Below are 22692 nucleotides of genomic sequence, written 5' to 3' on the forward strand. Positions count from 1 at the left end.
CCACCGCCCGAAATTATTTCAGCAGGCTACTACGCGCCCGCGCTTGTGCTGTCGTTTCTCGACCCCTGACCAAGGGTGTAGCAACGCGAAAAATCACGTTAAAAAGATCAGCGCCCAAGTAAGCGCCTTGCAAGTTCAAGCACTCGCCCAAAGATGCCCCAGCTATCAGGATAATATACTCCGGGTTTCGTCACTCTTGCTGGGTTGATGCCCACTGACCGGAGCTTTCGTGCTTCGCTTTTAAGATTGCGCCATTGAGTCTTACTTTGCACTGATGAGATTCCAGGCTGTTGCCGATGGTGCTCAGCCCAAGCATCAATGTACGAATTGGGAATTTCTGAAACGATATGGTTGTTGCCCCGTAACAACTCAGCCATTGGCATATTTGGAAATCCTACCTCTTCGTGTTCCCGCCGAATGTGCCAAGCCAGAAGATCGGCGGCTTGTAGGCCATCAAATTCCCGGTCACTTCTAAAAAGGGGTCGTCCAGCTATCCAACTGCGGGCCTTTTTAGAGATGCCCTGCATCATGTCATCGAAAAACATGTCCATATCATCGTCGACACCCTCCTGACTGTCGAAGATGAATTCTATCTTGCCCTTAGTACCGGTCGTCTCGCCCTGTTGAGCGAGCTTAGCGATGAGCGCAGAGCAGGAGGTAAAATATGGGTTTGCCAAACCGCGAGGAGAAACAGGAGCAAGCACCTCGTAAAAATGGTTGCGATCAATCGATATTTGAAAGGATATCGGATCGAAGTGGCGGATCACGCGCGCTAAACTACGCAGTTTTTCCGCGCGTTTTTCCTCGTTCCAACCCAATTTTCGATGGAATTGCCCTCTGAAATTCCCAGCCTCAACCATGTGCAAGTAATCAATCGATGGTGCCGCCCTTAGCTCTTCTTTCCAGGCGTCGGCAAAAAGAGCCCATTTATCGGCGCGATTTAGATAGCCTGCTAGGAAAAGACGTCGATCCCCCTTTTCGCTGCCAGAATCGTCGATAAACGCTCTCAAAAAGGCCAAAGACTTTTTCGTCCTGTACCAGCCAAACAATGCCGCTAACATGCGCCGAGATCGAAGTCGAAGCCGCCCTAGGAGGTGCGTAGGGTAGGCTCACGACTCCTCGACGCGGTAGCGTACCAGTTTTTGACTGGGTACGTTATTCATGACTAGGAAAATAGTCCTTGACAGCGTGACGCTCCCGCAGTAGGGTTACGCCATGCTCCGAAATTGGGTTCTGAGGAACCCGCCTTTCTTCCGCACGTTGGCCTGTTGAGTGAAGCCGGCGCACGCTGCCGGTTTGCAGCAATCCAACGCGAACGGAAGTTTGAGGCGGAGATGGTAACAAAGCAGCACGGTCAGATCGTGGAAACACCGACGGAAGCCCGCCAGGCGGAGCCGGGGCCTTCCATTGCGGCAGTGCTTGCGGTGAGCACAATCGCGTCGATCTTCATTCTCGCGATCATCTGGTTCGTGTTCTTCCGGACCTGACGTCGCGGCCGTCCGCTGACGGCGCAACAGGGACGATCGTTTTCATGCCTGTGCGAAAGACAACCGTGCCGGTCGCTCGACCGGCGGCGGCGATATCTGTTGAGGACGAGAGTGTCGAGCCGGTCGCGGTGCGCAAGGCCGCAACGAAGAAGAGGGCGGCAAAGAAGGCTCCGGTCAAGAAGTCTCCGGTCCGGAAGGCTTCAACCAAGACAGCTTCAGCCAAAAAATCTGCGGCAAAAAAGCCTGCAAAAAAAGTTTCCGCTACAGCCGATGACGAATGTCTTGATGGGGATTCGCTGCCGCAGCGGCGGGTAACGCCGGCTGTTCTTGACGCGGTGGTGCTGGACGATGACGAGACGGCGCAGGACGCGATGGCGTTCGCGCGCGGGCGTCACGGCGCGAAACTCTCCAACCATCGCCGCAGCGCGCTCGAGCGTCTCGACGATCCGCCGCCAGCGCCATTGCCGACGCTGCTCAATCGCGTCAGCCGCGCGATCGAGCGCGAGCTCACGCAAATCGAATTGATCGTGGGCGGCACGCGTGTGCTGCCGCGCCACCGCACCGAAGCTGAGCGGCGGGCGCGCACGCTTGCCTCGCTCGCGCGCACGTTGCGCGAGGTGATGCAGTTGCGCGAGAGCGAGGAGAAGTGTGAGGAGGATGACGACGCCTTGCCCCGCGACATCGACGAGCTTCGAGCCAAGCTCGCGCAACGACTGGACGAGCTTGTCGCCGACGCAAAGGCTGTACATCCTGGCGCGGCTCAACCGCGATGAACTCGAAGCGCTGCATTCCGACTGGCAACTGTTCGCGCATCCGCATCAATGGCCGCCCGATCTTGCCGCCAATGACAAGCCGTGGACCACATGGCTTCTGATCGGCGGGCGCGGCGCGGGCAAGACCCGCGCGGGCGCGGAGTGGATCCGGGCGCAGGCGCTTGGCCTCGCGCCGCTCGCGCAACAGCCTGCCGGGCGCATCGCGCTGGTCGGCGAAACCGAACATGACGTGCGCGAGGTGATGATCGAAGGCGTCTCCGGTCTTCTCGCCGTGCACCGTCGCGACGAGCGGCCGATGTGGCAGCCCTCGCGCCGCCGGCTCGAATGGAAGAACGGCGCGGTCGCCCATGCATTCTCGGCGGAGGACCCGGAGAGTTTGCGCGGGCCGCAATTTGCCTGCGCGTGGGCGGATGAACTCGCCAAATGGCGTTACGCGGAGGCGGCGTTCGACATGCTGCAGTTCGGCCTGCGGCTCGGCGCGCAGCCGCGCCAGTTGATCACCACGACGCCGCGGCCGACCGCACTGATCAAGCGATTGCTGAACGATGAGAGTTGCGTGACGACGCGCGCGGCGACGCGCTCCAATGCGCTGCATCTGGCGCCGACGTTTCTGCAGAGTGTGATGGCGCGCTATGCCGGCACGCGGCTCGGGCGGCAGGAGCTCGACGGCGAACTGATCGAGGAGCGGCCCGATGCGCTGTGGTCGCGCGGGTTGATCGAAACGTGTCGCATCAGTGAAGCGCCGCCGTTGCAACGGATCGTGGTGGCGGTCGATCCGCCCGCCACCTCCGGCAAGCGTGCGGATGCCTGCGGCATCGTCGCGGCGGGAGTTGCCGCTGATAACGGTTTGTATGTGCTGGCCGACGAGACACTGACGCAGGCCGCGCCGGCGGCGTGGGCCGCCCGGGCGGTGGCGTTGTGGCGACGGCTGGAAGCGGATGCGCTGGTCGTCGAAGTCAACCAGGGCGGCGAGATGGTGCGCGCGGTGATCGCACAGGTCGACCCGAGCGTGCCGGTGCAGCCGGTGCGGGCCTTGCGTGGCAAGTGGCTGCGCGCCGAGCCGATCGCGACATTGTACGAGCAGGGGCGGGTGCGCCACGCCGGCGTATTCGCCGCGCTCGAGGACGAGATGTGCGACTTCGCAACCAGCGGCTTGAGCTCCGGCCGCTCGCCGGATCATCTCGACGCGTTGGTCTGGGCGCTCACCGCACTCACCCATGGCGCGGCGGTGCGGCCGCGGGTGCGGGAGCTGTGAGAAATTTGTCCGGGCGTGATGCAGCGCGCAAAGCGCTGCTTCGCAGAACCGGGACCGTTCAGAGTACTATGTTTGGAACGGCCCCGGTTCAGCGGAGCGGCATGAAGGATGCCGCACCGCGCCCGGGGCAACGGATCATTCTGATAATTAGATATCGCCGGACAAATCGCGCCACGTTGGATTGTCCTTCTCGATCAGGTCGAACTTCCACGCGCGTCGCCAGCGCTTGAGCGAATGCTCGCGGGCACGAGCTTCGATAATCGATGCGTATGTCTCGACATGGACGAGGTTGGTTACGCCATAGGTTGCGGTGAAGCCGGCGACGAGCTTCACCCGATGTTCGGATAGACGTCGCGATAAATCGCTGGTGACACCAACATAGAGCACCCCTCTGGGGCAGTTGGCCAGAACGTAGACAAAGAAAGTCGAGTCCATTGAGGCGTGTCCCGGGCGCGATGCAACGCGCAAGCGTTGCGCCGCAGAACCGGGGCCGTCAAGAACTCCGAATGTGAAACGGCCCCGGCTCGGCGGCGCGATATGAAGAATACTGCGCTGCGTCCGGGGCAAGAATGCTGGATCATTTCTTATGCTCAACCGCCTCAAACATTTCTTCGCCGCCCCCGAAGCCAAGGCGAGCCGCACCGCGCAGGTGCTGGCGTTTGCCTCCGGTGGACGGGCGCGATGGATGCCGCGCGATTACGCGACGCTCGCGCGCGAAGGCTACCTCGCCAATGCGGTGGTGCATCGCGCGGTGCGGCTGATCGCGGAAAGCGCGGCATCCTGCCATTATCTCTTGTACGAAGGCGCGCGCGAACTCGAATCGCATCCGCTACTGCAGCTCCTCGCGCGGCCGAACCCGCGTCAGGATGGTGCCAGCCTGTTCGAGGCGCTCTATGCGCACATGCTGCTTGCCGGCAACGCCTATCTTGAAGGCGTGGCGCTGGAGGACGAAGTGCGCGAGCTGTATGCGCTGCGGCCCGATCGCATCAAGGTGGTGCCGGGCGCGAACGGCTGGGCCGAGGCTTATGAGTACACCGCGGGCGGGCGCAGCGTACGGTTCGAGCAATCGGCCGAGCGCGTGCCGCCGATTTTGCATCTCACGTTCTTTCATCCGCTTGATGATCATTACGGCCTCGCGCCGCTGGAAGCTGCCGCCGTTGCGGTCGATACGCATAACGCGGCGGCGAAATGGAATAAGGCCTTGCTCGACAATGCCGCGCGCCCTTCCGGCGCACTGGTCTATGCCGGACCGGAGGGCGCGGTGCTCTCCGACTCGCAGTTCGAGCGGCTGAAGCGTGAACTCACCGATACTTATCAAGGTGCGGCGAATGCCGGGCGGCCCCTGCTGCTCGAAGGCGGGCTCGACTGGAAGGCGATGTCGCTGACGCCGAAGGACATGGATTTTCTCGAGGCGAAGCACGCCGCCGCGCGCGAGATCGCGCTCGCCTTCGGCGTGCCGCCGATGCTGCTCGGCATTCCGGGCGACAATACCTATGCCAATTATCAGGAAGCCAACCGCGCGCTGTGGCGCCAGACGGTGCTGCCGCTCGCCTCGCGTGTCGGCGCGGTGCTGGTGCAATGGCTCGGGCCGCAGTTCGGCAACGAGTTGCGATTGGTGATCGACACCGACCGCATCGACGCGCTGGCGTCCGACCGCAACGCGCTGTGGGAGCGGATTGAACGCGCGCAGTTTCTTACGCTGAACGAAAAGCGCGAAGCCGCCGGCTACGCACCAGTGGACGGTGGCGACCGGCTGGGGTGATGAGTGTCCCGGACGCGATGCAGCGCATGCGCCGCGTCGCAGAGCCGGGGCCGCCAAAAATACTAAACTCGAGATGGCCCCGGTTCAGCGGTGCAGCATGAAGAATACTGCGCCGCGCCCGGGGAAAGGCGCCATGATTGACCTCATCCGCATCTTCGTCGAGCGCGGCGACCTCGCGCATCTCGCGCTGTTTCTGTGGGCGGCTGTCGCCAGCACTGCGTTTCTTGTGACGTTGCGCGAACTTGCGGTCGCCTCAAAGCGCTTCGACGATTCTGTGCGCGAGCTTTCCGTTTTCAACCGGCGCGCGCGCCGCCGCAAACCGATGGACCCATGATGGACAAACTGCACACCGTGATCCAGTCGATCAGCAGCGAGACCAAGGCGAAGCCCGCGCACCTCACGGTGTTTCGCGAGTTCCTCGCCCATCTCGAAAAGATCCAGCACAAGGCGCCGCGTGCGCCGGGCAGAGCCGCTCGCGTTGCGGCCCGGCCCACGCGGCCGGCGAAGAAGACTCCGCGCCGCGTGAAGTAATGATGTCATCCCCGCGCATGCGGGGATCCAGACTTATGAAGTTGGTGATTCCAAGCGCGATACTCAGAACCGCTGGCGGTTATGGGTCCCCGCCGGAGCCTGTCATCGGACGGTGCTTCGCGCCGATCCGTTGGCGGGAACGACATCGAATGTAGCCGCACTTCTTCAGCCTCTCTTTAACGCCTTCCCACCTTGCACCCTGCGAGAACGCCTATGCATGCGCCGCTGCCATCCGCCTCCCGCGTCTCGTTCACCGGCGACGGCGCCGTCGAAGGTTACGCCAGCCTGTTCGGCGCGGTCGATCAGGCGCGCGACATGGTGATGCCGGGCGCGTTCACGCAGACGCTGCAGAGCCGCGGCCTGCGCCGCATTCCGATGCTGTTTCAGCACGACCCGTCCGAGCCGGTCGGCATCTGGCTGGAGCTGCGCGAGGATTGGCGCGGGCTGTGGGCGCGCGGGCGATTGATCCCCGAGGTCGCGCGTGGGCGCGAATTGATGGCGCTGGTGGGCGAGGGCGCGATCGACGGGCTGTCGATCGGCTATCGCACCGTGCGCGGCCGGATCGATCCGAAGACGCGCATCCGCCGCCTCTATCAGGTCGATCTCTGGGAAGTGTCGATCGTTACCTTTCCGCTGCTCGCCGGCGCGCGCGTGCATGCAGTGAAAAGCGTGCCGCGATCCTCGCGCCGCCATCAAGCGATGGATCAAGTCATGGAGGCGCGCCGATGATCCGCGGCAGCGACGTGTTCGACGCGCGACAGCGCTCGCGCTTCACGCGGCCGGACGCTTATCGCCAGGCGATAGAACAGTCGAGCGTCGTGCTACGCAAACGATTGACGGCGCGTGGTACGTGACAACGCGCGGCATCGGCAATAATGTCGAGCCCGGAATGAATGGGATCAACCAGATCTTCGGTCCGGGCATTTTCGATGGTTTGGACCGGCAGATGCGCGCCAACATCGAGCGGCATCATGGGCGAAAAAGTTTCGTGGACTCGACGTGGACTCCTCGTGCTGCTGTGGCTGCCGGCTGTCGCCTTGGCACTCGCCATGTGGTCGTGGGAGCGAAGGCCCATGTCTGATCGCTCGGAAGGGTCGTCGCCGATCCGTTTGCTCTATGTTCAAATGGATCGCAGCGAACGAAATCATTTTGTACAACAGGTCAGGCGTTTTGCCGATCAGCACCATTTCGATTTGAACATCAGGCAATTGACGCCTGATCCCGATGAAATTTTCTTCCAATTGTCGCAGAAGAACATTCTGCTGCTGGGTTCAAACAGGTCGAAAAGGCGCGCACCGGAATTTCAATTCGCGTTTATTTTCTATCGACAGCGTGAAAAGTCGTCACCTTCGTTGGCCGAGATCGATCCGCTGATGGTGTCGCTCAAAAAGCTGCTGGCCGATGTGCCGGGGCTGGTGGTTACGAAGGAGGAGTGAACCGCGTGGGATAGTTTGGCTCGGCCGGCGCTGCCCGGCTCGGCGGCCATCTGCATCTGGATTTTTGTTTTTGCCGCCCATTGGGCGGCTTTTTGTTTGCCCGATCGAAACGTTACAAAGGAGACCCCGATGGATTACGACATTCAAGATCACGCGCCGGAGCACAAGTCCGGCATTTCCGCCGCGCGCGGCGAGCACGACCAGATCGTGCAGATGTTCGAGGAGTTCAAGGCCGCGAACGACGAGCGCCTTGCAGCGCTTGGCCGCCGCGCCGATGTGTTGCTCGAGGAAAAGGTGGACCGCATCAACGGCGCGCTCGATGCGCAGATGAAACGGATCGACGAACTCGCGCTGAAGGCGGCGCGGCCGCTGCTCGACGGTTCGCGGCCGGCGGGCCTGCGCGCGCACGCAACCGACAATGTCGCGCGCGAACACAAGAGCGCGTTCGAGGCTTATGTCCGCTCCGGCGAAGCGTCGGCGCTGCGTGAGATCGAAACCAAGGCGATGTCGGCGGGCAGCAATGCCGATGGCGGCTATCTGGTGCCGAGCGAACTGGAACACGAGATCGGCCAGCGCCTCGCGGCGATCTCGCCGATCCGCGCCATCGCCTCGGTGCGCGAGATTTCCGGCGGCGTCTACAAGAAGCCGTTCATGACCGCGGGCCCGGCGACCGGCTGGGTCGGCGAGACCGACGCGCGCACGCAGACCACGTCGCCGACGCTCGATGCATTGAGCTTCCCGGCGATGGAGCTTTACGCCATGCCGGCTGCGACCGCGACGCTGCTCGACGACGCGGCGGTGAACATCGACGAATGGATCGCCTCCGAGGTCGAGCTCACCTTCGCCGTGCAGGAGGGCGCCGCGTTCGTCAACGGCGACGGCAGCAGCAAGCCGAAGGGCTTTCTCGATTACACCACGGTCGCGAATGGTTCGTGGGCCTGGGGCAAGCTCGGCACGGTTGCGAGCGGCAACGCCGGCGCGTTTCCCGCTTCGAATCCTTCCGACGTGCTGGTCGATACGATCTATGCGCTGAAGGCGGGCTATCGGCAGAACGCGACCTTCGTGATGAATCGCAAGACGCAGGGCGCGATCCGCAAGTTCAAGGACACCGGCGGCGCGTATCTCTGGCAGCCGCCGGCGCAGGCGGGCGGGCGCGCCTCGCTGATGACTTTCCCGCTGGTGGAAGCGGAGGACATGCCGGACATCGGCGCGGATTCGCTCTCGATCGCGTTCGGCGACTTCAAGCGCGGCTATCTGATCGTCGACCGGCTCGGCGTGCGGGTGTTGCGCGATCCGTATTCCGCCAAACCTTACGTGCTGTTCTACACGACCAAGCGCGTCGGTGGTGGCGTGCAGGACTTCGACGCTATCAAGCTCGTGAAGTTTGCTGCGAGTTGAGGCGTCGCTTCGACGATGAGAGCGGCGCGCTCCTTGCGCGCCGTTTTCGGTTTGTTAGGATAACGGAGCCGAACCACGAAAGCGCTAGGTGCGTGAGCCATGAACGCTCTCCAGAACATGACTGTGGAGGAGCTTGTTCAGCTTTTTTCTGAGATCACTGCCAAGCAGGGCGACGCGCTGAGGCACTACAAAATCCAGCAATATAAAAAATTGTTCGCACAGATGATGGGCGTCGCCAATGAGCTGAAAAGCCGGCCGGGCGATCAGCGGCGTGCGCTTATGGTGCTTTATGAGCATCCACTTCCGAAGGTGCGCCTTATGGCCGCGCATATGACGTTGGCACTGGCTTATCCGGCAGCGCGGGCGGTGATCCAGAATATCGTCGATAAGAAAGAATGGCCGTTTGCCGGCGATGCAGGGATGACGCTCGATAATCTCGATAGCGGCTTTTACAAGCCGACATAGATCGGGCTGGCCGCTCGTCCAATGGCCGACCTGTGACCACTCATAGGCGACCGGCGCTTTAACCGCTCGTTCACCTGCGCCCTCATAATGTTACCGATTATGTCGTGAGCCTGGATTGCAATCTGTAAATTTCGAGGTGCGGCGGTGGTTCAGAACAGGCGCTTTGCCCGTGTCAAACCTGGTGGGCGAATTTCAAGCTCCGGCAAGATCGCGATCGACGCGAAGTCGCCGCTGATCGACTGTCACATCATCGATTATGGCGCGGGCGGCGTCTGCCTGCAGGTGAACCCCGGCGTGGTGCTGCCGCGGCGCTTCGAGTTGATCCACGGCGCTATCAAGAAGAAATGTCGTGTGGCGTGGACCAATGGCCGTCGCATCGGTGTCGCGTTCCAGTAGGCATCTTTCGGTAGACAGCGATGCTGTCACACGCGCGTTTACGCATGAACGACAACGCATCGTCTTGCGCTAAAATCTGCTTTCGCCCTCGACGCTGCCGCCGATGCGGATGCAGGTGTCGCTGCCCGGTACGCGGGTGAAGCCTGCGCCATATTGCGCGCAGGGATCACGCGGAGTCGTGCGTGGCGCTGAGGTGGCTTCCTGTGCGGCGGGCTTTCGCGGCTTGCGCTTGTCGTGTTGCGCGGAAGCAGTGCCGCTCCAGGCGATGACCATGAGCGATACGATAAAAATGGTGAGGGATCGGAACAGCATGATGAGTGTCTCCGCTCCTGATAGGTGCGGCCGTGCTTAAAGCGCCGCGCCGAGGCTGCGCGCTGCCTGCACGAGCCAATCTCTATATAATGTGAGCGGTGTGACGCCGGTGAGGCCGCCGCAGCCGTTCGTGAAGTTCGGCCCGGTGGACCAGCTGACCACGCCCGCGATGACGCTGCGGCCGTCCTGCATTTCGAGCATCGGCCCGCCGGAATCGCCGGTGCAGCCGCCCATGCCGGGGCGCTTGTTCTGCGTTGAGGGATCGGTGAGGCGGATCTGCAGCGTGCCGGGCTTGCCGGTTGCAACAAGAGGTGCCGCGCGTGCGGTGCCGACGTCGCTTCCGCTCGGCGAACTCGAGCCGATGCCCGCGATCGTGTAGGGCGCTCCTGTCACCACCGGCAGCCGCGGCGTGCCGAGCGCGAGCGGCGCCTTGCCCGGCATCGGTGCAGGCAGTTGCACCAGCGCGAGATCGACGGTCACGCGATGCGCGGCCATGTCCTGCGCGTTGTAGCGCGGATGAATGAGAATTTTTCGCGGCGTGATCAGGCGCGGCGGCGTCGCGGCGTAATCGACGATCCGCAGCGCGGCCTGCGATGTCGCGCAATGTCCGGCGGTGAGCAGAACCGCGGGCGCGATCATGGTTCCGGTGCAGACTACGCCGTTCGGCCCGATCACGGTGACGAGCGCGCGTGCGACCGCATCGCTTGGCGCCGAGCGGCTGCCGGTGATGGCGAGCGCGGGCTGCGCGAGTGTGAACCACGCAATGAGTGAGCAGATGAGGCGAAGCGGCGTCATGGACGCAGCTTGAGCCTGCACGCGCGCATTTTGTCAACTGAAAGAGAAGTGAGAGATGGCCGCCATTCTTCTGACGCCGCCGGAGAGCGAGCCGCTGTCGCTCTCCGACGCCAAAGCCTATCTGCGGGTCGAGACCGACGATGATGACGCGGTGATCGCAAGCCTGATCGCGGCGGCGCGCAGTCACATTGAGGCGATGAGCGGCTGCGCGATGCTGACACAGACCTGGCGGCTGGTGCGCGATTGCTGGCCCGCCGACGGACGCATGAAGCTGAAGCTTGCGCCACTTCGCGCGGTGATGGCGGCGCGTGTCTATGACGAGACGGATGTGGCGCATGCCGTTGACCCGGAGAATTTCGTGCTCGATGCAGCGTGCGGCATCATCGCGATGCGCGCTGTGTCGCTGCCGCAGCCGGGGCGGGCGACGGCCAGGATCGAGATGGATGTCACGGTCGGCTTCGGTGCGGCGGGTAGCGATGTGCCGCCCGCGCTGATGCAGGCGCTGCGGATGCTGCTCGCGCACTGGTACGACAATCGCGGGCTGATCACGATCGGCTCCAGCGTCGCGGTGATGCCGCCGAGCGTCAACGCACTGATCGCCTCCCATCGGGTGCTGTCGCTATGATCGATCCGGGACAGTTGAGAACGCGGCTGGTGCTGCAGCGGCCGATCGAGACCGCTGACGATCAGGGCGGCGTGGTCCGCACCTGGGAGAGTTTTGGTAATGCGTGGGCGAAGGTGGTGCCGCGCGGTTCGCGCTACGAGATGGATGCGGATTCCGCCGGTGCGACGCAGGCTTTTACAATAATGCTGCGGGCGAATTTCAGTTTGACGCTTCAGCATCGCCTGGTCGACGGCGGCAAGATCTATCGCATCACCGCGATCCGCGATGCGCGCGAACGCGGCTTTATCGAGCTCGATGCTGAGCTTCGCGTCGAGTGAGGCATCCACCAATTCTCAATCCGAAAGATCATCATGACCTCAGCCAGTGTCGCGCTGCGTGCGGCCGTTCATGCGGCGTTGCGCAGCGATAGCGGGCTCGCCGCCGTGCTCGGCGGCAGCCATGTCTATGACGAGCCGCCGCGCAATGTTGCCTTTCCCTATGTGACGCTGGGCGAGGCGCGGCTGTCCGATCTCTCCGGCGATGGCGGCACGACGCAGGAGCATCAGCTCACGCTGCATGCCTGGTCGCGTCAGGGCGGTCATCGCGAGGCGCATACCATCGCGGGTGCGCTGTTGCAGGCGCTCGACGATGCGCCGCTGCCGCTCGGCGGGCACCGGCTCGTCAATTTCCGTTTTTCCGTTGCCGACATTCGTCGCGAGCGCGACGGGCGGACTTATCACGCACTGGTGCGCTTTCGCGCGGTGACGGAGCCGTCCGCCTGAGCGCGGCGAGACATTCTTATTCAAGGAGACGACATGGGCGCGCAAAAGGGCAAGGACCTTCTGTTGAAGATGAACGACGGCTCCGCTTTCGTCACGGTGGCGGGGCTGCGCAGCCGCAGGATTGCGTTCAACGCCGAGACGGTGGACGTGACGCATGCGGAATCGGCCGATCGCTGGCGTGAACTCTTGGAAGGCGCGGGCGTGAAGCGCGCCTCGATTTCCGGACGCGGCCTGTTCAAGGACGCGGCTTCCGATGCGCTGGTGCGGCAGGTGTTCTTCAATGGCGCGATTGCATCGTGTCAGGTAGTGGTGCCGGATTTCGGTACCGTCGAGGGGCCGTTCCAGATCTCCAGCCTGGAGTTTTCCGGCGAGCACAATGGCGAGGTGACGTTCGACCTCGGGCTGGAGTCCGCCGGTGCGCTCAGCTTCACCGCGCTCTAGGAGAGCATCGTGCCCAATCATTATCGTGGAGAGATCGTCGCCGAACTCGGCGGCCGGCAGCATACGCTGGTGCTCACGCTCGGTGCGCTCGCTGAACTCGAAAGCGCGTTTGGCGCCGACGACCTGATGGCGCTGGCTGAGCGCTTCGGCACGGGACGGCTGTCGGCGCGCGACCTGATCCGGATCATCGCGGCTGGCCTGCGCGGTGCAGGCGAAACCCTCACCGACGACGAGGTTGCGGCGCTACGGGTCGAGGGCGGGGCGGCCGGCTATGTGCGCATCGCGGCGGCGCTGATCGCTGCGACATTCGATGACGGCAACGCCGCGGCTCCGTCGCATGAGGCCAAATCGTGAAGCCGTTTCCCTGGACGGAGGCGATGGGTTTCGGGTTCGGCGTCTTGCATCTGCCGCCTGCACAATTCTGGGCGATGACGCCGCGCGAGTTGGCGGCGGCAATCCGCGCCGTGCGCGGACCGCTGAACGAGCCGATCGGGCGTGCCGCGCTCGATGAGCTGATGAAGCGATTTCCGGATCGCGAGAGGACACTATCGTGAGCGATACATTCAACAGTCTCGACGACGCCGAGCAGAGGGCCGATGGTCTGACGCTGCGGGTGCGCGATCTTGAGCACTCCGCCAACGCGTTCTCGCGGGCGATGACGAGCGCATTTGCGGTCTCGGTCACAGGCGGCCGGCAGTTCGACGATGTCTTGAAGTCGCTGGCGCTGCGGCTGTCGAACCTGTCGCTCAACCTCGCCTTGAAGCCGTTGCAAAATTCGATCGCGGGCGGCATCGAAAGCCTGCTGTCGGGGTTGACCGGCGCCGGCACTGCTACGAACGCCGCAGTCACTGCGGCAACGGGTGCGGTAAAGCCGTTTGCGGCCGGTGGCGTGATCGGCACGCCGACATACTTTCCGCTGATGCAGGGTGGTGTCGGTCTTGCCGGTGAAGCGGGACCGGAGGCGATCATGCCGCTTCGGCGCGGGCCGGATGGGCGGCTTGGCGTCGCCGGCGCAGGTGGTGGCGTCAACAACATCACCGTGCAGATCGCGACACCCGATCCCGGCAGCTTCCGCCGCTCGGAGAGTTACATCACCGGCCAGATCGCGCGCGCGGTGGCGCGCGGCCAGCGCAGTTTGTAGCCGTCATTGCTTCGTTGCGGAGCCTGTGCCCGGACGACGCTTTGCGTCGATCCGGGTACTCCTCTCAATGACACATTGAATGGTGAGCCGTCTCGCCATTCCAGTCGGACATCGATATGCCCACCAGCTTTCACGAAGTTCTGTTTCCGCTCGACGTCGCGCTGCGAGGTGCGGGCGGGCCGGAGCGGCGCACCGAGATCGTCGCGTTCGGCTCCGGGCGCGAGCAGCGCAACGCGCGCTGGGCGCATTCGCGGCGACGTTACGATGCCGGTTATGGCGTGAAGACGCTCGATGCGCTGCGTGAGGTGGTTGCTTTTTTCGAGGAGCGGCGCGGCCAACTCTATGGCTTTCGCTGGCGCGATCGGCTGGACCATTCGTCTGCATCCGGCAGTGCTGCACCGGCTCCGCTCGATCAGTTATTGGGCGCGGGTGACGGCGTAGCGACGGATTTTCAGTTGGTGAAGATTTACGGCGCGAGCTACGCGCCTTATGCGCGGCCGATCGAGAAGCCGGTGCCGGGTAGCGTACGCGTTGCGGTCGGCGGTGTTGAGGTTGAAGCAAGTGCCTTCACCGTTGATGCGACGCGTGGGGTGGTGACGTTCGTGCCGGGGCATATCCCGACGGAAGGTGCGGCGGTCACCGCTGGCTTCCTGTTCGATGTGCCGGTGCGTTTCGACACCGATTATCTCGAGGTCGATCTGTCGGCGTTCACGGCCGGCGCGATCCCGAAAATCCCGCTGATCGAGATCAAGCCATGAGAATCATTCCGCCTGCGCTGCAGGCCAAACTGGACAGTGGCGTCACCACGCTGGCGCGCTGCTGGATTCTCACCCGTCGCGATGGCGTGGTGCAGGGTTTTACCGATCACGACGCAGACCTCGTTGTCGAAGGCGTTATCTGCCGCGCCGGGACCGGCTTCGGCGCCTCCGAGGCATCCCATCGGTTCGATCTGTCGATCGATGGCGCGGAGATTTCCGGTGCGCTCGCGGCGGAGGCGCTGACCGAGGCCGATCTTGCGGCCGGGCGCTTCGACGCCGCGCAGGTCGATACCTGGCTCGTGGACTGGAGCGACGTCGCGCTGAGCGTTCTGCTGTCGCGCGCGACGCTCGGCGAAGTGAAGCGCGAGGGTGAAGCGTTTCGCGCCGAACTGCGTGGTCTCGCCGACAAGCTCTCGCAGGAAAGCGGGCAGCTTTATACCGCGCGCTGCGGAGCAGATTTGGGCGATGCGCGCTGCAAGGTCGATCTTGAAACGGAAGGTTTGCGCGGCAATGGCAACGTTACGCGGCTACTTGGCGCATCGGCGATCGCGGTGACTGGCCTTGACGGATTTACCGAAGGCTTCTTTGCGGCGGGGCGCCTGACATGGGTGAGCGGTGCAAACCTGAACCTTTCGGTCGAGGTGAAGGAACATCGTATCGTCAACGGCGAGACACAGTTCACGCTATGGCAAGCAGCGAGCGAGCCGATCGGCGTCGGCGATGCCTTCACTGTGACGGCGGGCTGCGACAAGCGGTTCGAGACCTGTCGCGACCGCTTTTTCAACAGCGTCAATTTTCGTGGTTTCCCGCACATTCCGGGCAACGACTTCGTCATCGCCGGCGCGCATGCCGCCGGCAACAACGACGGCGGCTCGCTCGCCTCCTGAGACACACCATGACAACACCTTTAACTCGCGCCGCGATTGTCAGCGAGGCGCGAAGCTGGATCGGCACGCGCTATCGCCACCAGGCCTCGTGCAAGGGCGTGGGATGCGATTGCCTCGGCCTCGTGCGCGGTGTCTGGCGCAACTGCATTGGTGCGGAGCCGGAGCTGCCGCCGCCGTATGCACCCGATTGGGCTGAGGCGCATGGCGAGGAGACGCTGGCGCAGGCGGCTGCGCGTCATCTCGTGAGGACCGCCTTGCACGAAATCGGTGCAGGCGATGTGCTGCTGTTTCGCTGGCGCGAGGGGTTCGTTGCCAAGCATGTCGCCATCGCAAGCGGCGATGGCACGATGATCCATGCGCATGACGGCGCGGCGGTGTGCGAGGTGGCGTTGTCGCCATGGTGGGTGCGGCGCTTGGCCTATGCATTTCGCTTTCCGGGAGTGTGCGACTGATGGCGGCTCTCGTTCTCTCTGTCGCGGGTGGCGCGGCCGGTGCCGTGTTCGGCCCGGCGGGCGCGATTGCCGGGCGCATTGCCGGCGCGCTCGCGGGCAACATGATCGACCGCGCGATGTTCGGCTCGACCGCGCGGAGCGTCACCGGGCCGCGGCTTGCCGATCTCGACGTGATGGCCTCGACTGAAGGCGCGCCGATCGCGCGCCTCTATGGCCGCGCGCGTCTGTCGGGACAGGTGATCTGGGCGACACGGCTCGAGGAGGTGGTGTCCACCAGCACGCAGTCATCGGGCGGCAAAGGCGGCCTCGGTGGCGCGACCGTCACCACGACCACGACGACCTATTCCTATTTTGCGAACTTCGCCGTCGGTCTGTGCGAAGGCGAGATCGGCAACATCGGCCGCATCTGGGCTGATGGCGAACTGCTCGATACCTCGACGCTGACGTTGCGCGTGCATCGTGGCGGCGAAAATCAATTGCCCGATGATCTGATTGTCGCGAAGGAGGGCGCAGGCAATGCGCCGGCTTATCGCGGTCTCGCTTATGTCCTGTTCGAGCGGCTGCCGCTTGCGAATTTCGGCAACCGCATTCCGCAATTGTCGTTCGAGATCGTGCGGCCGGTCGGCGCGCTGGAGCAGATGACGCGCGCGGTGACGCTCATTCCAGGCTCGACGGAGTTCGGCTACGAGACGTCGCCCGTGGTGCGCGTGCTCGGTCCCGGCCAATCCGCGCCGGAGAATCGCCATGTTGCGACAGCGCCATCGGATGTGATGGCCTCGCTCGACGAGTTGCAGGCGACATGCCCGAACCTCGAACGTGTCGCCATCGTGGTGGCGTGGTTCGGCAGCGATCTGCGCGCGGGAAACTGTATCGTGCGACCCGGCGTCGATAACGCGATCAAGGTAACGTCGGGCGGCACCTGGTCGGTTGCGGGCGTGACGCGGCCTGCCGCATATCTCGTATCGCGCATCGATGGTGTGCCGTCCTATGGGGGCACGCCGTCCGACGATAGCGTGAAGCATCTCATCACGGAGCTGAAGGCACGCGGCCTGAAGGTGACGCTCTATCCGTTCCTGATGATGGACATTGCGCCCGGTAACGCGCTGCCGGACCCGTGGAGCGGTGCGGTCTCGCAGCCGGCTTATCCCTGGCGCGGGCGCATCACCTGCAACCCCGCACCGGGGCAGAGCGGTTCACCGCAGGGAACGAGTGATGCAGCGGCGCAGGTCGCGGCGTTCTTCTCCGGCGGTGGCGCGAGCGGCTGGAATTATCGCCGGATGATCCTGCATTACGCATCGCTTGCGGCAGCCAGCGGCGGGGTCGATGCGTTCCTGATCGGCTCGGAGATGAAGGCGCTGACGCGCGTACGTTCCGGCGAGGGTGTCTATCCGGCCGTCACAGCGCTCGTAACGCTTGCGGCCGACGTCAAGGCGATCCTCGGCGCGGCAACGACCGTGACTTACGCCGCGGACTGGACCGAATACGGTGCGGACGTGGTGTCGCCGAACGCGTCCGAAGTACGCTTTCCGCTCGATCCGCTGTGGGCCTCGTCTGCGATCGACGCGGTCGGCATCGATTATTATGCGCCGCTCTCCGACTGGCGCGACGAGGCCGGGCATCTCGATGCGGCGGAGACGCCCTCGATCTATCAGCGTGACTACTTACGCGGCCGCCTCACGAGCGGCGAAGCTTACGACTGGTTTTACGCCGACGCCGCTGCGCGCGCAGCGCAGGTGCGCAGCCCCATTACCGATGGCCTCGGCAAGCCGTGGATCTTCCGCGCGAAAGATATCTGGAGCTGGTGGGGGAGCGCGCATCACGAGCGCGTCGATGGCAATGAGTTGCCCGCCGCAACGACGTGGACTCCCGCAAGCAAGCCGATCTGGCTGACCGAGATCGGCTGCCCGGCGGTCGACAAAGGCGCGAACCAGCCGAGCGTGTTTCCCGATGCGAAGTCGTCCGACGGCAACGTGCCGTATTTCTCCAACGGCCAGCGCGATGACCTGATCCAGCGCCGAATGCTGGAAGCGGTGCTCGGCGCGTTCGATCCGGCCTTCGGCGGCGACGAGGCGCATAATCCGCTGTCGCCTGTTTATGGCGGACGGATGGTCGATGTCTCCGGCATCCACCTGTGGACCTGGGATGCGCGGCCTTATCCGATCTTTCCGCTCGCGCGCGACGTCTGGGACGATGCCGCGAACTGGCAGACCGGGCATTGGCTGACCGGCCGGCTCGGCGGCGCGCCGCTCGATGCGACGGTCGCCGCGCTATTGCGCGATGCCGGTGTCGAGGGCGTCGATGCGTCGCCGCTGCGCGAGAGCTTCGATGGCTATGTGGTGGACCGGCCGATGACGCCGCGCGCGATGATCGAGCCGCTGGCCGCCGCTTACGCTTTTGATGCGACGGCAGTGGGAAGCGATCTCGTGTTCGTGCCGCGTGGCGGCGCGCCGGTGGCTGAGCTTTCAGAAGATCATCTCGTCGATTCTGGTAAAGAGGCGCTGGCGCAATTGACGCGCGCGCAGGAAACCGAGCTGCCGCGCGAGGTGAGATTCGGTTACACCGATGCGTCGGTCGATTACCGCCGCGCGGCTGCCACCTCGCGGCGGCTTGTCGGCGGCGCGCGCCGCACGTTGCATGCGGATCTTGCGGTCGTCACCGATGACGCAGCCGCGACGCGGCGCGCCAACATTCATCTGCAGGATCTGTGGGCAGGACGTGAAAGCGCCACCTTCGCGCTGGGGCAGGCGCAGCTTGCGCTAACGCCGGGCGATGTGATCGGCGTCACGCTCAAGGGCCGCCGCACGCTTTATGAGATCAACGAACTCGTCGATACCGAGCAGCGCCAACTCACCGCGCGCAGCATCGATCCCGACATTTTCGCGGTGCCGCTGCCGTTGCCGCGCGCGAGCATACCGGTGATCCCGCCGGCGCTCGGGCCGGTGCAGGCATTGGCGCTCGATCTGCCGATGTTGGACGCCTCCGAGCCGCCAGTACTGACCCGGCTTGCGGTATTCGCCAGCCCGTGGCCGGGCTCGGTTACGGTGTGGCGCTCCGCCGACGGTTTGAGTTTCGAACGCGCAGCGACGACGTTTGCGCCTTCGGTGATGGGCGAGACGCTCGACCCGCTGCCTGCGGGGCCGACAGCATGCTGGGATCGCGGCGGGACGATGCGCGTGCGGCTTTACGGCGATGCGCTGACCTCGGCTGCGGATGCGAACGTGCTCAATGGTGCCAACGCCGCGGCGGTGATGACGCCAAGCGGCGCATGGGAGGTGATCCAGTTCGCGCACGCAGAACTGGTCGAGGAACGGACCTATCGTTTGAGTCGCCTGCTGCGTGGGCAGGGCGGCAGCGAACATGCGATAGCTGCGCCGTTGCCTGTGGGTGCGCCGTTCGTGCTACTCGACGAGCATCTGATCGAGATCGCGCGCGGCATCGGCGCACTGGACCGCGCAAGCGATCTGCGCATCGTCGCGACCGGCCGCAGCCACGACGATCCCTCCGCCATGGCAATGACGCTGGTGCCGCAGTCTGTCGCGCTGATGCCACTTGCGCCGGTGCATCTGCGCGCCGTCCGAAACGATGCAGGCGATATTTCAATCACCTGGATCAGGCGGACGCGGAAGGACGGCGACGCTTGGGGCATCGAAGTGCCGCTCGGCGAAGATGTCGAGGCTTATGACGTGGAGATACTTTCGGACAGCACCGTGAAGCGTACGCTTTCGGTGAGCGCGTCTGCTGCGACATATGTCTCGGCGGACGAGATCGTCGATTTCGGCGTGGCGCAGACAAACCTCACCATTCGCGTGTTTCAGCTTTCCTCCACGGTTGGGCGCGGCTTTCCCGCGCAATCCACCTTTGCGCTTTGAGGTCACATGACAGAGACAGCCAATCTTGGCCTGCCGTTCATCGAGGGCGGCCAGGCGCAGAAGCACATCACCCATAATGAGGCTCTTCGGATCCTCGACGATGCAATCCAGATCTCGGTGCAGGATACTGCACGGACGACGCCACCGTTAGCACCCGCCGATGGTGAGCGTTATGTCGTGGCAAGCGGTGCCAGCGGTGCATGGGTCGGGCAGGGCCATGCGGTGGCAACGTGGGAGACCAATGCGTGGCGCTTTCTTGCGCCGAAAGCTGGGTGGTGCGTGTGGTCCGTCGCCGATAATGCGATGCTGGTGTTCGACGGTAGCACCTGGATGCCGGTATCGGCTGCGGGCGGGACACCGTTTTCGCCCGACAACCTGACGCATCTCGGCATCAACACGGCTGCTGCCGAGACGAACTTGCTCACCGTCCGCTCCGACGACGTGCTGTTTCATGCGATCGACGCGGATGACGACGGCACGGGTGATGTGCGGCTGCAGCTCTCCAAGGAGGCGGCGGAGAATACGGCATCGGTGGTGTTCGCCAATGCCTTTTCCGGCCGTGCCGAATTTGGCTTGACGGGTGACGATGACTTTCATCTCAAGGTGAGTGCGGACGGCACCTTGTGGCGTGACGCGCTGAAGTTCGATCGCACGACGGGGCGTGTCTTGTTTCCCTCCGGTGGTGCGCGTGAGATGCTCACCGCCGATCGCACCTATTATGTCCGCACGGATGGCAATGACAGTAATGCCGGATTCAGTAACACAGCGGGTGGTGCATTCAAGACGATCCAGAGAGCGTACGATGTGATCGCGGCGACGCTCGATCTTGGCGGGTTTACGGTCACGGTCCAGGTTGCCGATGGCACCTATGCGCCGCCAAGCGGCACGAGCGTTTTGGCTGTCTCTCAGCCCTGGACCGGCGGCGGCTCCGTCAAGATTCAAGGCAACGCATCGACGCCGGCGAGCGTGCTGCTTTCGACCACGAATGCCGATGCAATTGCGACCGCGGCGCCGCTGCCTGGTCCTCTCACCATCAAGAATTTGAAGCTTCAGACGGCCGCTGCCGGCAACGGCATCTCCCACCGTGCAGCCGGAACAATCCTCATCGGGAGTCTTGTCTTCGGGGCTGCTGCGAATGCTCACTGCTTCACGGGTGCGCCCGGAGCTTTCATAAGGGCGATCTCCGGCTACACAATAACGGGTGGAGCGATACAGCACTCCGTTGCGACGTCCACATCCAGCATGTTCGTCAGCGGCATTGTCGTAACGCTGACCGGCACACCGGCATTTACGACATTCGCACAAGCATCGGGATGTTCAGTCGCCGATTGGTCCGGGACGTCTTTCTCGGGAGGAGCGACAGGTGCTCGTTATATCGTCCTCATCAATGGCGTGATTTACACGGGCGGCGCCGGCCCTAATTTCTTCCCGGGTTCAACCGCCGGGAGTACGGCAAGCGGAGGGCAGTATCTGTGATGAGGTTTGATTCTGACGAGCCTTCCTGCGCTTAGTGCACCTAAGAAACCGGCTGCTCAAGTTTTCTAACGATCTTGGCCGGATTTCCGACGACGAGGGTGTAGGGCTCGACATCTTTTGTGATCACCGCGCCCATGCCAACGATAGCGCCTTTGCCGATCCTGATAGGTTTTGGGCTGCCGTGCCTGATAACGACGCCGGTGCCGATATAGGCATGATCTTCAATGATCACGTGTCCGTTGCATTTCACGCCGGGCGCGAAGGTGACGTAATCGCCGACTACGCAATCGTGCGCGATGTAAGAATAGATATTCAGATGAACGAATTTTCCGATCGTTGCGTTGGATGTGAGCATGGAGAAGTCGCACAAGATCGCCCCTTCGCCGATCTTGTTGTTACCCAGATCCCGGACCGTGGGCGCGGTCACGCTGAATGATTCCGCACCCGCCACCAAACAGGTGTTGGCAAGGCGTTCTCGTGCGTGCGAGTCGGCGATGGCAATCGTGAAGCGTCGATTGTCGCCGAGGTTCAGAAACTGATCCAGTGATATGACAGGTACACCGTTGACTGTCGGATCGGAGGGTTGGCCTTCGGTGACGAAAACAACTCTGCTGCCGTTCTCCGTGCAGTCGCGCGACCGCTCGAGCTGAACCAGGGGCGCGACTTCGCGCCCGAAGCCGCCGCATCCGATGATGCCGTAGGTCGTTTTCATCAAGGCCGATTCCTGCATGCGCGATACGAACAGTGCGCGATCGCTCATTGATCCGCGGCTCCCGTTCTATCCGAAAAATAGCCGTATCCAATAGAGGAAATCCAATGCTTCACGCTGCCCCGGCGGTGCGCGTCGTCGTGCCTGCAAAGATCAGCGAAAGCGGCCTCGAGCTTGTGAAGGCGTTCGAGAGCTGTATGGCAAGGATCAAGGGCAGGCCGGGATGTTTCCGACCATATCGGGACAGGGCGGGCATTCTCACCATCGGCTGGGGCCACACCAATCATCATCTGCCGCATTTTACGCGCGATGCCGTCTGGACGCAGGCTGAGTGCGATGCCGCGCTCGCGGGCGACATGATCACGTTCGAGCGGTACGTACAGCGGCTTTGTAAAATCGAACTCGCGCAACATGAGTTCGATGCGTTGGTGTCGTGGGCTTTCAATACGGGCGGGCCGGCCACTGCGACTCTCTGGAAGAAACTTAACGCCGGAAACAAGAAAGCCGTGCCAATCGAGCTTGCGAAGTGGAACAGGGCAGGCGGCAGAGTATTGGCCGGGCTGACGCGCCGCCGCAAAGCGGAAGGGCTGATGTTCGCCGGCGACGTCAAGGGCGCGCTGGCGCTCGCGCATGCATGACCCATTCGTCGTCCGCTGCGGACGGCTTCGCGCAAATCCTCACATCACCGACTGGAGAACTGACGTGAACAGCAACGCTTTTCACAACGCGGCGAATATTGCCTCGCTGCTCCTTGCCGCCGGCACGGCTGCCTTGCTGGTGTCCGGTTGCGCGCAAACGCCGGGCGGCATTTTTGACTGCTCGGGATCATGGATCAATCCGGCCTATACGACCGCGGTTATCGCCGCACTGCAGGGCCTGAAGCTGATCGTCAACATTGTCCGCGATGGTCTCGGCGGCCTCATCAAGCCGCAGCCGCCGGTCGAAAAGTAATCACTCGAAAGG

Annotated in this window: 31 protein-coding genes; 25 read left to right on the forward strand and 6 right to left on the reverse strand. The window is 63.3% G+C overall.

Annotated features, from left to right (window positions below; all coding sequences use genetic code 11):
* Positions 1 to 107: 107 nt before the first annotated feature.
* Positions 108 to 1061: a DUF3800 domain-containing protein gene (locus OCA5_RS07315; protein WP_013913006.1), complete on the reverse strand. Its 954-nt coding sequence runs from the start codon at positions 1059 to 1061 to the stop codon at positions 108 to 110.
* A gap of 273 nt (positions 1062 to 1334) precedes the next feature.
* On the opposite strand from OCA5_RS07315, the gene OCA5_RS19260 reads away from it, so the two are divergent.
* Genes OCA5_RS19260 through OCA5_RS07330 form a run of 3 tightly spaced genes read left to right on the forward strand, consistent with a single transcriptional unit; the run spans position 1335 to position 3515 of the window.
* Entirely contained in the window at positions 1335 to 1487 is a 153-nt protein-coding gene (locus OCA5_RS19260) for a hypothetical protein (RefSeq protein WP_012563751.1), read from the forward strand.
* 44 nt (positions 1488 to 1531) lie between these two features.
* Positions 1532 to 2260 (forward strand): hypothetical protein, encoded by a 729-nt coding sequence (locus OCA5_RS07325; RefSeq protein ID WP_013913007.1) that lies wholly within the window; start codon positions 1532 to 1534, stop codon positions 2258 to 2260.
* Complete coding sequence (locus OCA5_RS07330; RefSeq protein ID WP_012563749.1) at positions 2211 to 3515, forward strand: DNA-packaging protein; 1305 nt, start codon at positions 2211 to 2213, stop codon at positions 3513 to 3515. The genes OCA5_RS07325 and OCA5_RS07330 overlap by 50 nt, the downstream gene beginning before the upstream one ends.
* Positions 3516 to 3662: 147 nt before the next feature.
* Here OCA5_RS07330 and OCA5_RS07335 read toward each other — a convergent pair whose 3' ends face one another.
* On the reverse strand, positions 3663 to 3950 hold the full coding sequence (locus tag OCA5_RS07335) for a GIY-YIG nuclease family protein (protein ID WP_013913008.1): 288 nt from the start codon (positions 3948 to 3950) through the stop codon (positions 3663 to 3665).
* Positions 3951 to 4101: 151 nt separating this feature from the next.
* On the opposite strand from OCA5_RS07335, the gene OCA5_RS07340 reads away from it, so the two are divergent.
* The 4 genes from OCA5_RS07340 (at position 4102) to OCA5_RS07355 (ending at position 6537) form a co-directional block, all read left to right on the forward strand.
* Complete coding sequence (locus OCA5_RS07340) at positions 4102 to 5277, forward strand: phage portal protein (protein ID WP_012563747.1); 1176 nt, start codon at positions 4102 to 4104, stop codon at positions 5275 to 5277.
* A 133-nt stretch (positions 5278 to 5410) separates the two neighbouring features.
* Positions 5411 to 5611, forward strand: a complete 201-nt coding sequence (locus OCA5_RS07345) for a hypothetical protein (RefSeq protein WP_012563746.1) — start codon at positions 5411 to 5413, stop codon at positions 5609 to 5611.
* Positions 5608 to 5808 carry a hypothetical protein gene (locus OCA5_RS07350; RefSeq protein ID WP_012563745.1) on the forward strand — a complete coding sequence of 67 codons (201 nt, stop codon included), beginning with the start codon at positions 5608 to 5610 and terminating at the stop codon, positions 5806 to 5808. The genes OCA5_RS07345 and OCA5_RS07350 overlap by 4 nt, the downstream gene beginning before the upstream one ends.
* Positions 5809 to 6021: 213 nt before the next feature.
* Positions 6022 to 6537 (forward strand): HK97 family phage prohead protease, encoded by a 516-nt coding sequence (locus tag OCA5_RS07355; protein ID WP_012563744.1) that lies wholly within the window; start codon positions 6022 to 6024, stop codon positions 6535 to 6537.
* Between the two features lie 58 nt (positions 6538 to 6595).
* Here the strand turns inward: OCA5_RS07355 and OCA5_RS07360 are convergent, their stop codons facing one another.
* Entirely contained in the window at positions 6596 to 6781 is a 186-nt protein-coding gene (locus OCA5_RS07360) for a hypothetical protein (RefSeq protein WP_041559587.1), read from the reverse strand.
* On the opposite strand from OCA5_RS07360, the gene OCA5_RS07365 reads away from it, so the two are divergent.
* The 4 genes from OCA5_RS07365 to OCA5_RS07380 all read left to right on the forward strand — a co-directional run bounded on the left by OCA5_RS07365 (position 6780) and on the right by OCA5_RS07380 (position 9503).
* On the forward strand, positions 6780 to 7244 hold the full coding sequence (locus tag OCA5_RS07365) for a hypothetical protein (protein WP_013913010.1): 465 nt from the start codon (positions 6780 to 6782) through the stop codon (positions 7242 to 7244). The two genes, OCA5_RS07360 and OCA5_RS07365, sit on opposite strands and share 2 nt — an antisense overlap.
* A 129-nt stretch (positions 7245 to 7373) precedes the next feature.
* Positions 7374 to 8642, forward strand: a complete 1269-nt coding sequence (locus OCA5_RS07370) for a phage major capsid protein (RefSeq protein ID WP_012563740.1) — start codon at positions 7374 to 7376, stop codon at positions 8640 to 8642.
* 99 nt (positions 8643 to 8741) lie between these two features.
* Entirely contained in the window at positions 8742 to 9107 is a 366-nt protein-coding gene (locus tag OCA5_RS07375; RefSeq protein ID WP_013913011.1) for a DUF2019 domain-containing protein, read from the forward strand.
* Positions 9108 to 9251: 144 nt separating this feature from the next.
* Complete coding sequence (locus tag OCA5_RS07380; protein WP_012563738.1) at positions 9252 to 9503, forward strand: PilZ domain-containing protein; 252 nt, start codon at positions 9252 to 9254, stop codon at positions 9501 to 9503.
* A gap of 69 nt (positions 9504 to 9572) precedes the next feature.
* On the opposite strand, the gene OCA5_RS07385 is transcribed toward OCA5_RS07380, so the two are convergent.
* Both OCA5_RS07385 and OCA5_RS07390 read right to left on the reverse strand, forming a co-directional pair.
* A complete protein-coding gene (locus tag OCA5_RS07385; protein ID WP_012563737.1) occupies positions 9573 to 9815 on the reverse strand; it encodes a porin in 243 nt (80 codons plus the stop codon).
* A gap of 36 nt (positions 9816 to 9851) precedes the next feature.
* A complete protein-coding gene (locus tag OCA5_RS07390) occupies positions 9852 to 10610 on the reverse strand; it encodes a S1 family peptidase (protein ID WP_012563736.1) in 759 nt (252 codons plus the stop codon).
* Positions 10611 to 10665: 55 nt separating this feature from the next.
* Between OCA5_RS07390 and OCA5_RS07395 the strand changes: the two genes are divergently transcribed.
* The 12 genes from OCA5_RS07395 to OCA5_RS07450 all read left to right on the forward strand — a co-directional run bounded on the left by OCA5_RS07395 (position 10666) and on the right by OCA5_RS07450 (position 21020).
* Positions 10666 to 11235 (forward strand): head-tail connector protein, encoded by a 570-nt coding sequence (locus tag OCA5_RS07395; RefSeq protein ID WP_012563735.1) that lies wholly within the window; start codon positions 10666 to 10668, stop codon positions 11233 to 11235.
* A complete protein-coding gene (locus OCA5_RS07400) occupies positions 11232 to 11552 on the forward strand; it encodes a phage head closure protein (protein ID WP_012563734.1) in 321 nt (106 codons plus the stop codon). The genes OCA5_RS07395 and OCA5_RS07400 overlap by 4 nt, the downstream gene beginning before the upstream one ends.
* A 33-nt stretch (positions 11553 to 11585) precedes the next feature.
* Positions 11586 to 11996 carry a DUF3168 domain-containing protein gene (locus OCA5_RS07405; protein WP_012563733.1) on the forward strand — a complete coding sequence of 137 codons (411 nt, stop codon included), beginning with the start codon at positions 11586 to 11588 and terminating at the stop codon, positions 11994 to 11996.
* Positions 11997 to 12029: 33 nt separating this feature from the next.
* A complete protein-coding gene (locus tag OCA5_RS07410) occupies positions 12030 to 12437 on the forward strand; it encodes a phage major tail protein, TP901-1 family (RefSeq protein ID WP_012563732.1) in 408 nt (135 codons plus the stop codon).
* Between the two features lie 9 nt (positions 12438 to 12446).
* On the forward strand, positions 12447 to 12791 hold the full coding sequence (locus OCA5_RS07415; RefSeq protein ID WP_012563731.1) for a gene transfer agent family protein: 345 nt from the start codon (positions 12447 to 12449) through the stop codon (positions 12789 to 12791).
* Positions 12788 to 12991 carry a rcc01693 family protein gene (locus tag OCA5_RS07420; protein ID WP_012563730.1) on the forward strand — a complete coding sequence of 68 codons (204 nt, stop codon included), beginning with the start codon at positions 12788 to 12790 and terminating at the stop codon, positions 12989 to 12991. Before OCA5_RS07415 ends, OCA5_RS07420 begins: the two co-directional genes overlap by 4 nt.
* Positions 12988 to 13578, forward strand: a complete 591-nt coding sequence (locus tag OCA5_RS07425; RefSeq protein ID WP_012563729.1) for a phage tail tape measure protein — start codon at positions 12988 to 12990, stop codon at positions 13576 to 13578. The genes OCA5_RS07420 and OCA5_RS07425 overlap by 4 nt, the downstream gene beginning before the upstream one ends.
* A 116-nt stretch (positions 13579 to 13694) precedes the next feature.
* Positions 13695 to 14336: a DUF2460 domain-containing protein gene (locus OCA5_RS07430; protein ID WP_012563728.1), complete on the forward strand. Its 642-nt coding sequence runs from the start codon at positions 13695 to 13697 to the stop codon at positions 14334 to 14336.
* Positions 14333 to 15223: a DUF2163 domain-containing protein gene (locus OCA5_RS07435; protein ID WP_012563727.1), complete on the forward strand. Its 891-nt coding sequence runs from the start codon at positions 14333 to 14335 to the stop codon at positions 15221 to 15223. Before OCA5_RS07430 ends, OCA5_RS07435 begins: the two co-directional genes overlap by 4 nt.
* Before the next feature lie 8 nt (positions 15224 to 15231).
* Positions 15232 to 15675: an NlpC/P60 family protein gene (locus OCA5_RS07440; RefSeq protein ID WP_012563726.1), complete on the forward strand. Its 444-nt coding sequence runs from the start codon at positions 15232 to 15234 to the stop codon at positions 15673 to 15675.
* Positions 15675 to 19544, forward strand: coding sequence for a baseplate multidomain protein megatron (locus tag OCA5_RS07445; RefSeq protein WP_012563725.1), 3870 nt, complete (start codon positions 15675 to 15677; stop codon positions 19542 to 19544). The genes OCA5_RS07440 and OCA5_RS07445 overlap by 1 nt, the downstream gene beginning before the upstream one ends.
* A gap of 6 nt (positions 19545 to 19550) precedes the next feature.
* A complete protein-coding gene (locus OCA5_RS07450; protein WP_012563724.1) occupies positions 19551 to 21020 on the forward strand; it encodes a DUF2793 domain-containing protein in 1470 nt (489 codons plus the stop codon).
* Positions 21021 to 21060: 40 nt separating this feature from the next.
* Here OCA5_RS07450 and OCA5_RS07455 read toward each other — a convergent pair whose 3' ends face one another.
* The gene (locus OCA5_RS07455) at positions 21061 to 21732 is read right to left on the reverse strand and encodes an acetyltransferase (RefSeq protein ID WP_013913012.1); all 672 of its coding nucleotides are present in this window, start codon (positions 21730 to 21732) and stop codon (positions 21061 to 21063) included.
* A 104-nt stretch (positions 21733 to 21836) separates the two neighbouring features.
* Between OCA5_RS07455 and OCA5_RS07460 the strand changes: the two genes are divergently transcribed.
* Together OCA5_RS07460 and OCA5_RS07465 are read left to right on the forward strand one after the other, a co-directional pair.
* Positions 21837 to 22367 carry a lysozyme gene (locus OCA5_RS07460; protein ID WP_012563722.1) on the forward strand — a complete coding sequence of 177 codons (531 nt, stop codon included), beginning with the start codon at positions 21837 to 21839 and terminating at the stop codon, positions 22365 to 22367.
* A 64-nt stretch (positions 22368 to 22431) separates the two neighbouring features.
* Complete coding sequence (locus OCA5_RS07465; RefSeq protein WP_012563721.1) at positions 22432 to 22680, forward strand: hypothetical protein; 249 nt, start codon at positions 22432 to 22434, stop codon at positions 22678 to 22680.
* Positions 22681 to 22692: the final 12 nt, after the last annotated feature.

Origin of the sequence: Afipia carboxidovorans OM5, from assembly GCF_000218565.1 — a bacterium.
Lineage (GTDB): Bacteria > Pseudomonadota > Alphaproteobacteria > Rhizobiales > Xanthobacteraceae > Afipia > Afipia carboxidovorans.

What these genes read in the sequence shown, in the direction of transcription:
- OCA5_RS07315 (WP_013913006.1), bottom strand. Translation starts at nt 1,061, where the DNA reads ATGTTAGCGGCATTGTTTGGCTGGTACAGGACGAAAAAGTCTTTGGCC.
- OCA5_RS19260 (WP_012563751.1), top strand. Translation starts at nt 1,335, where the DNA reads ATGGTAACAAAGCAGCACGGTCAGATCGTGGAAACACCGACGGAAGCC.
- OCA5_RS07325 (WP_013913007.1), top strand. Translation starts at nt 1,532, where the DNA reads ATGCCTGTGCGAAAGACAACCGTGCCGGTCGCTCGACCGGCGGCGGCG.
- OCA5_RS07335 (WP_013913008.1), bottom strand. Translation starts at nt 3,950, where the DNA reads ATGGACTCGACTTTCTTTGTCTACGTTCTGGCCAACTGCCCCAGAGGG.
- OCA5_RS07340 (WP_012563747.1), top strand. Translation starts at nt 4,102, where the DNA reads ATGCTCAACCGCCTCAAACATTTCTTCGCCGCCCCCGAAGCCAAGGCG.
- OCA5_RS07345 (WP_012563746.1), top strand. Translation starts at nt 5,411, where the DNA reads ATGATTGACCTCATCCGCATCTTCGTCGAGCGCGGCGACCTCGCGCAT.
- OCA5_RS07350 (WP_012563745.1), top strand. Translation starts at nt 5,608, where the DNA reads ATGATGGACAAACTGCACACCGTGATCCAGTCGATCAGCAGCGAGACC.
- OCA5_RS07355 (WP_012563744.1), top strand. Translation starts at nt 6,022, where the DNA reads ATGCATGCGCCGCTGCCATCCGCCTCCCGCGTCTCGTTCACCGGCGAC.
- OCA5_RS07365 (WP_013913010.1), top strand. Translation starts at nt 6,780, where the DNA reads ATGGGCGAAAAAGTTTCGTGGACTCGACGTGGACTCCTCGTGCTGCTG.
- OCA5_RS07360 (WP_041559587.1), bottom strand. Translation starts at nt 6,781, where the DNA reads ATGATGCCGCTCGATGTTGGCGCGCATCTGCCGGTCCAAACCATCGAA.
- OCA5_RS07370 (WP_012563740.1), top strand. Translation starts at nt 7,374, where the DNA reads ATGGATTACGACATTCAAGATCACGCGCCGGAGCACAAGTCCGGCATT.
- OCA5_RS07375 (WP_013913011.1), top strand. Translation starts at nt 8,742, where the DNA reads ATGAACGCTCTCCAGAACATGACTGTGGAGGAGCTTGTTCAGCTTTTT.
- OCA5_RS07385 (WP_012563737.1), bottom strand. Translation starts at nt 9,815, where the DNA reads ATGCTGTTCCGATCCCTCACCATTTTTATCGTATCGCTCATGGTCATC.
- OCA5_RS07390 (WP_012563736.1), bottom strand. Translation starts at nt 10,610, where the DNA reads ATGACGCCGCTTCGCCTCATCTGCTCACTCATTGCGTGGTTCACACTC.
- OCA5_RS07395 (WP_012563735.1), top strand. Translation starts at nt 10,666, where the DNA reads ATGGCCGCCATTCTTCTGACGCCGCCGGAGAGCGAGCCGCTGTCGCTC.
- OCA5_RS07400 (WP_012563734.1), top strand. Translation starts at nt 11,232, where the DNA reads ATGATCGATCCGGGACAGTTGAGAACGCGGCTGGTGCTGCAGCGGCCG.
- OCA5_RS07405 (WP_012563733.1), top strand. Translation starts at nt 11,586, where the DNA reads ATGACCTCAGCCAGTGTCGCGCTGCGTGCGGCCGTTCATGCGGCGTTG.
- OCA5_RS07410 (WP_012563732.1), top strand. Translation starts at nt 12,030, where the DNA reads ATGGGCGCGCAAAAGGGCAAGGACCTTCTGTTGAAGATGAACGACGGC.
- OCA5_RS07430 (WP_012563728.1), top strand. Translation starts at nt 13,695, where the DNA reads ATGCCCACCAGCTTTCACGAAGTTCTGTTTCCGCTCGACGTCGCGCTG.
- OCA5_RS07435 (WP_012563727.1), top strand. Translation starts at nt 14,333, where the DNA reads ATGAGAATCATTCCGCCTGCGCTGCAGGCCAAACTGGACAGTGGCGTC.
- OCA5_RS07440 (WP_012563726.1), top strand. Translation starts at nt 15,232, where the DNA reads ATGACAACACCTTTAACTCGCGCCGCGATTGTCAGCGAGGCGCGAAGC.
- OCA5_RS07445 (WP_012563725.1), top strand. Translation starts at nt 15,675, where the DNA reads ATGGCGGCTCTCGTTCTCTCTGTCGCGGGTGGCGCGGCCGGTGCCGTG.
- OCA5_RS07450 (WP_012563724.1), top strand. Translation starts at nt 19,551, where the DNA reads ATGACAGAGACAGCCAATCTTGGCCTGCCGTTCATCGAGGGCGGCCAG.
- OCA5_RS07455 (WP_013913012.1), bottom strand. Translation starts at nt 21,732, where the DNA reads ATGAAAACGACCTACGGCATCATCGGATGCGGCGGCTTCGGGCGCGAA.
- OCA5_RS07460 (WP_012563722.1), top strand. Translation starts at nt 21,837, where the DNA reads ATGCTTCACGCTGCCCCGGCGGTGCGCGTCGTCGTGCCTGCAAAGATC.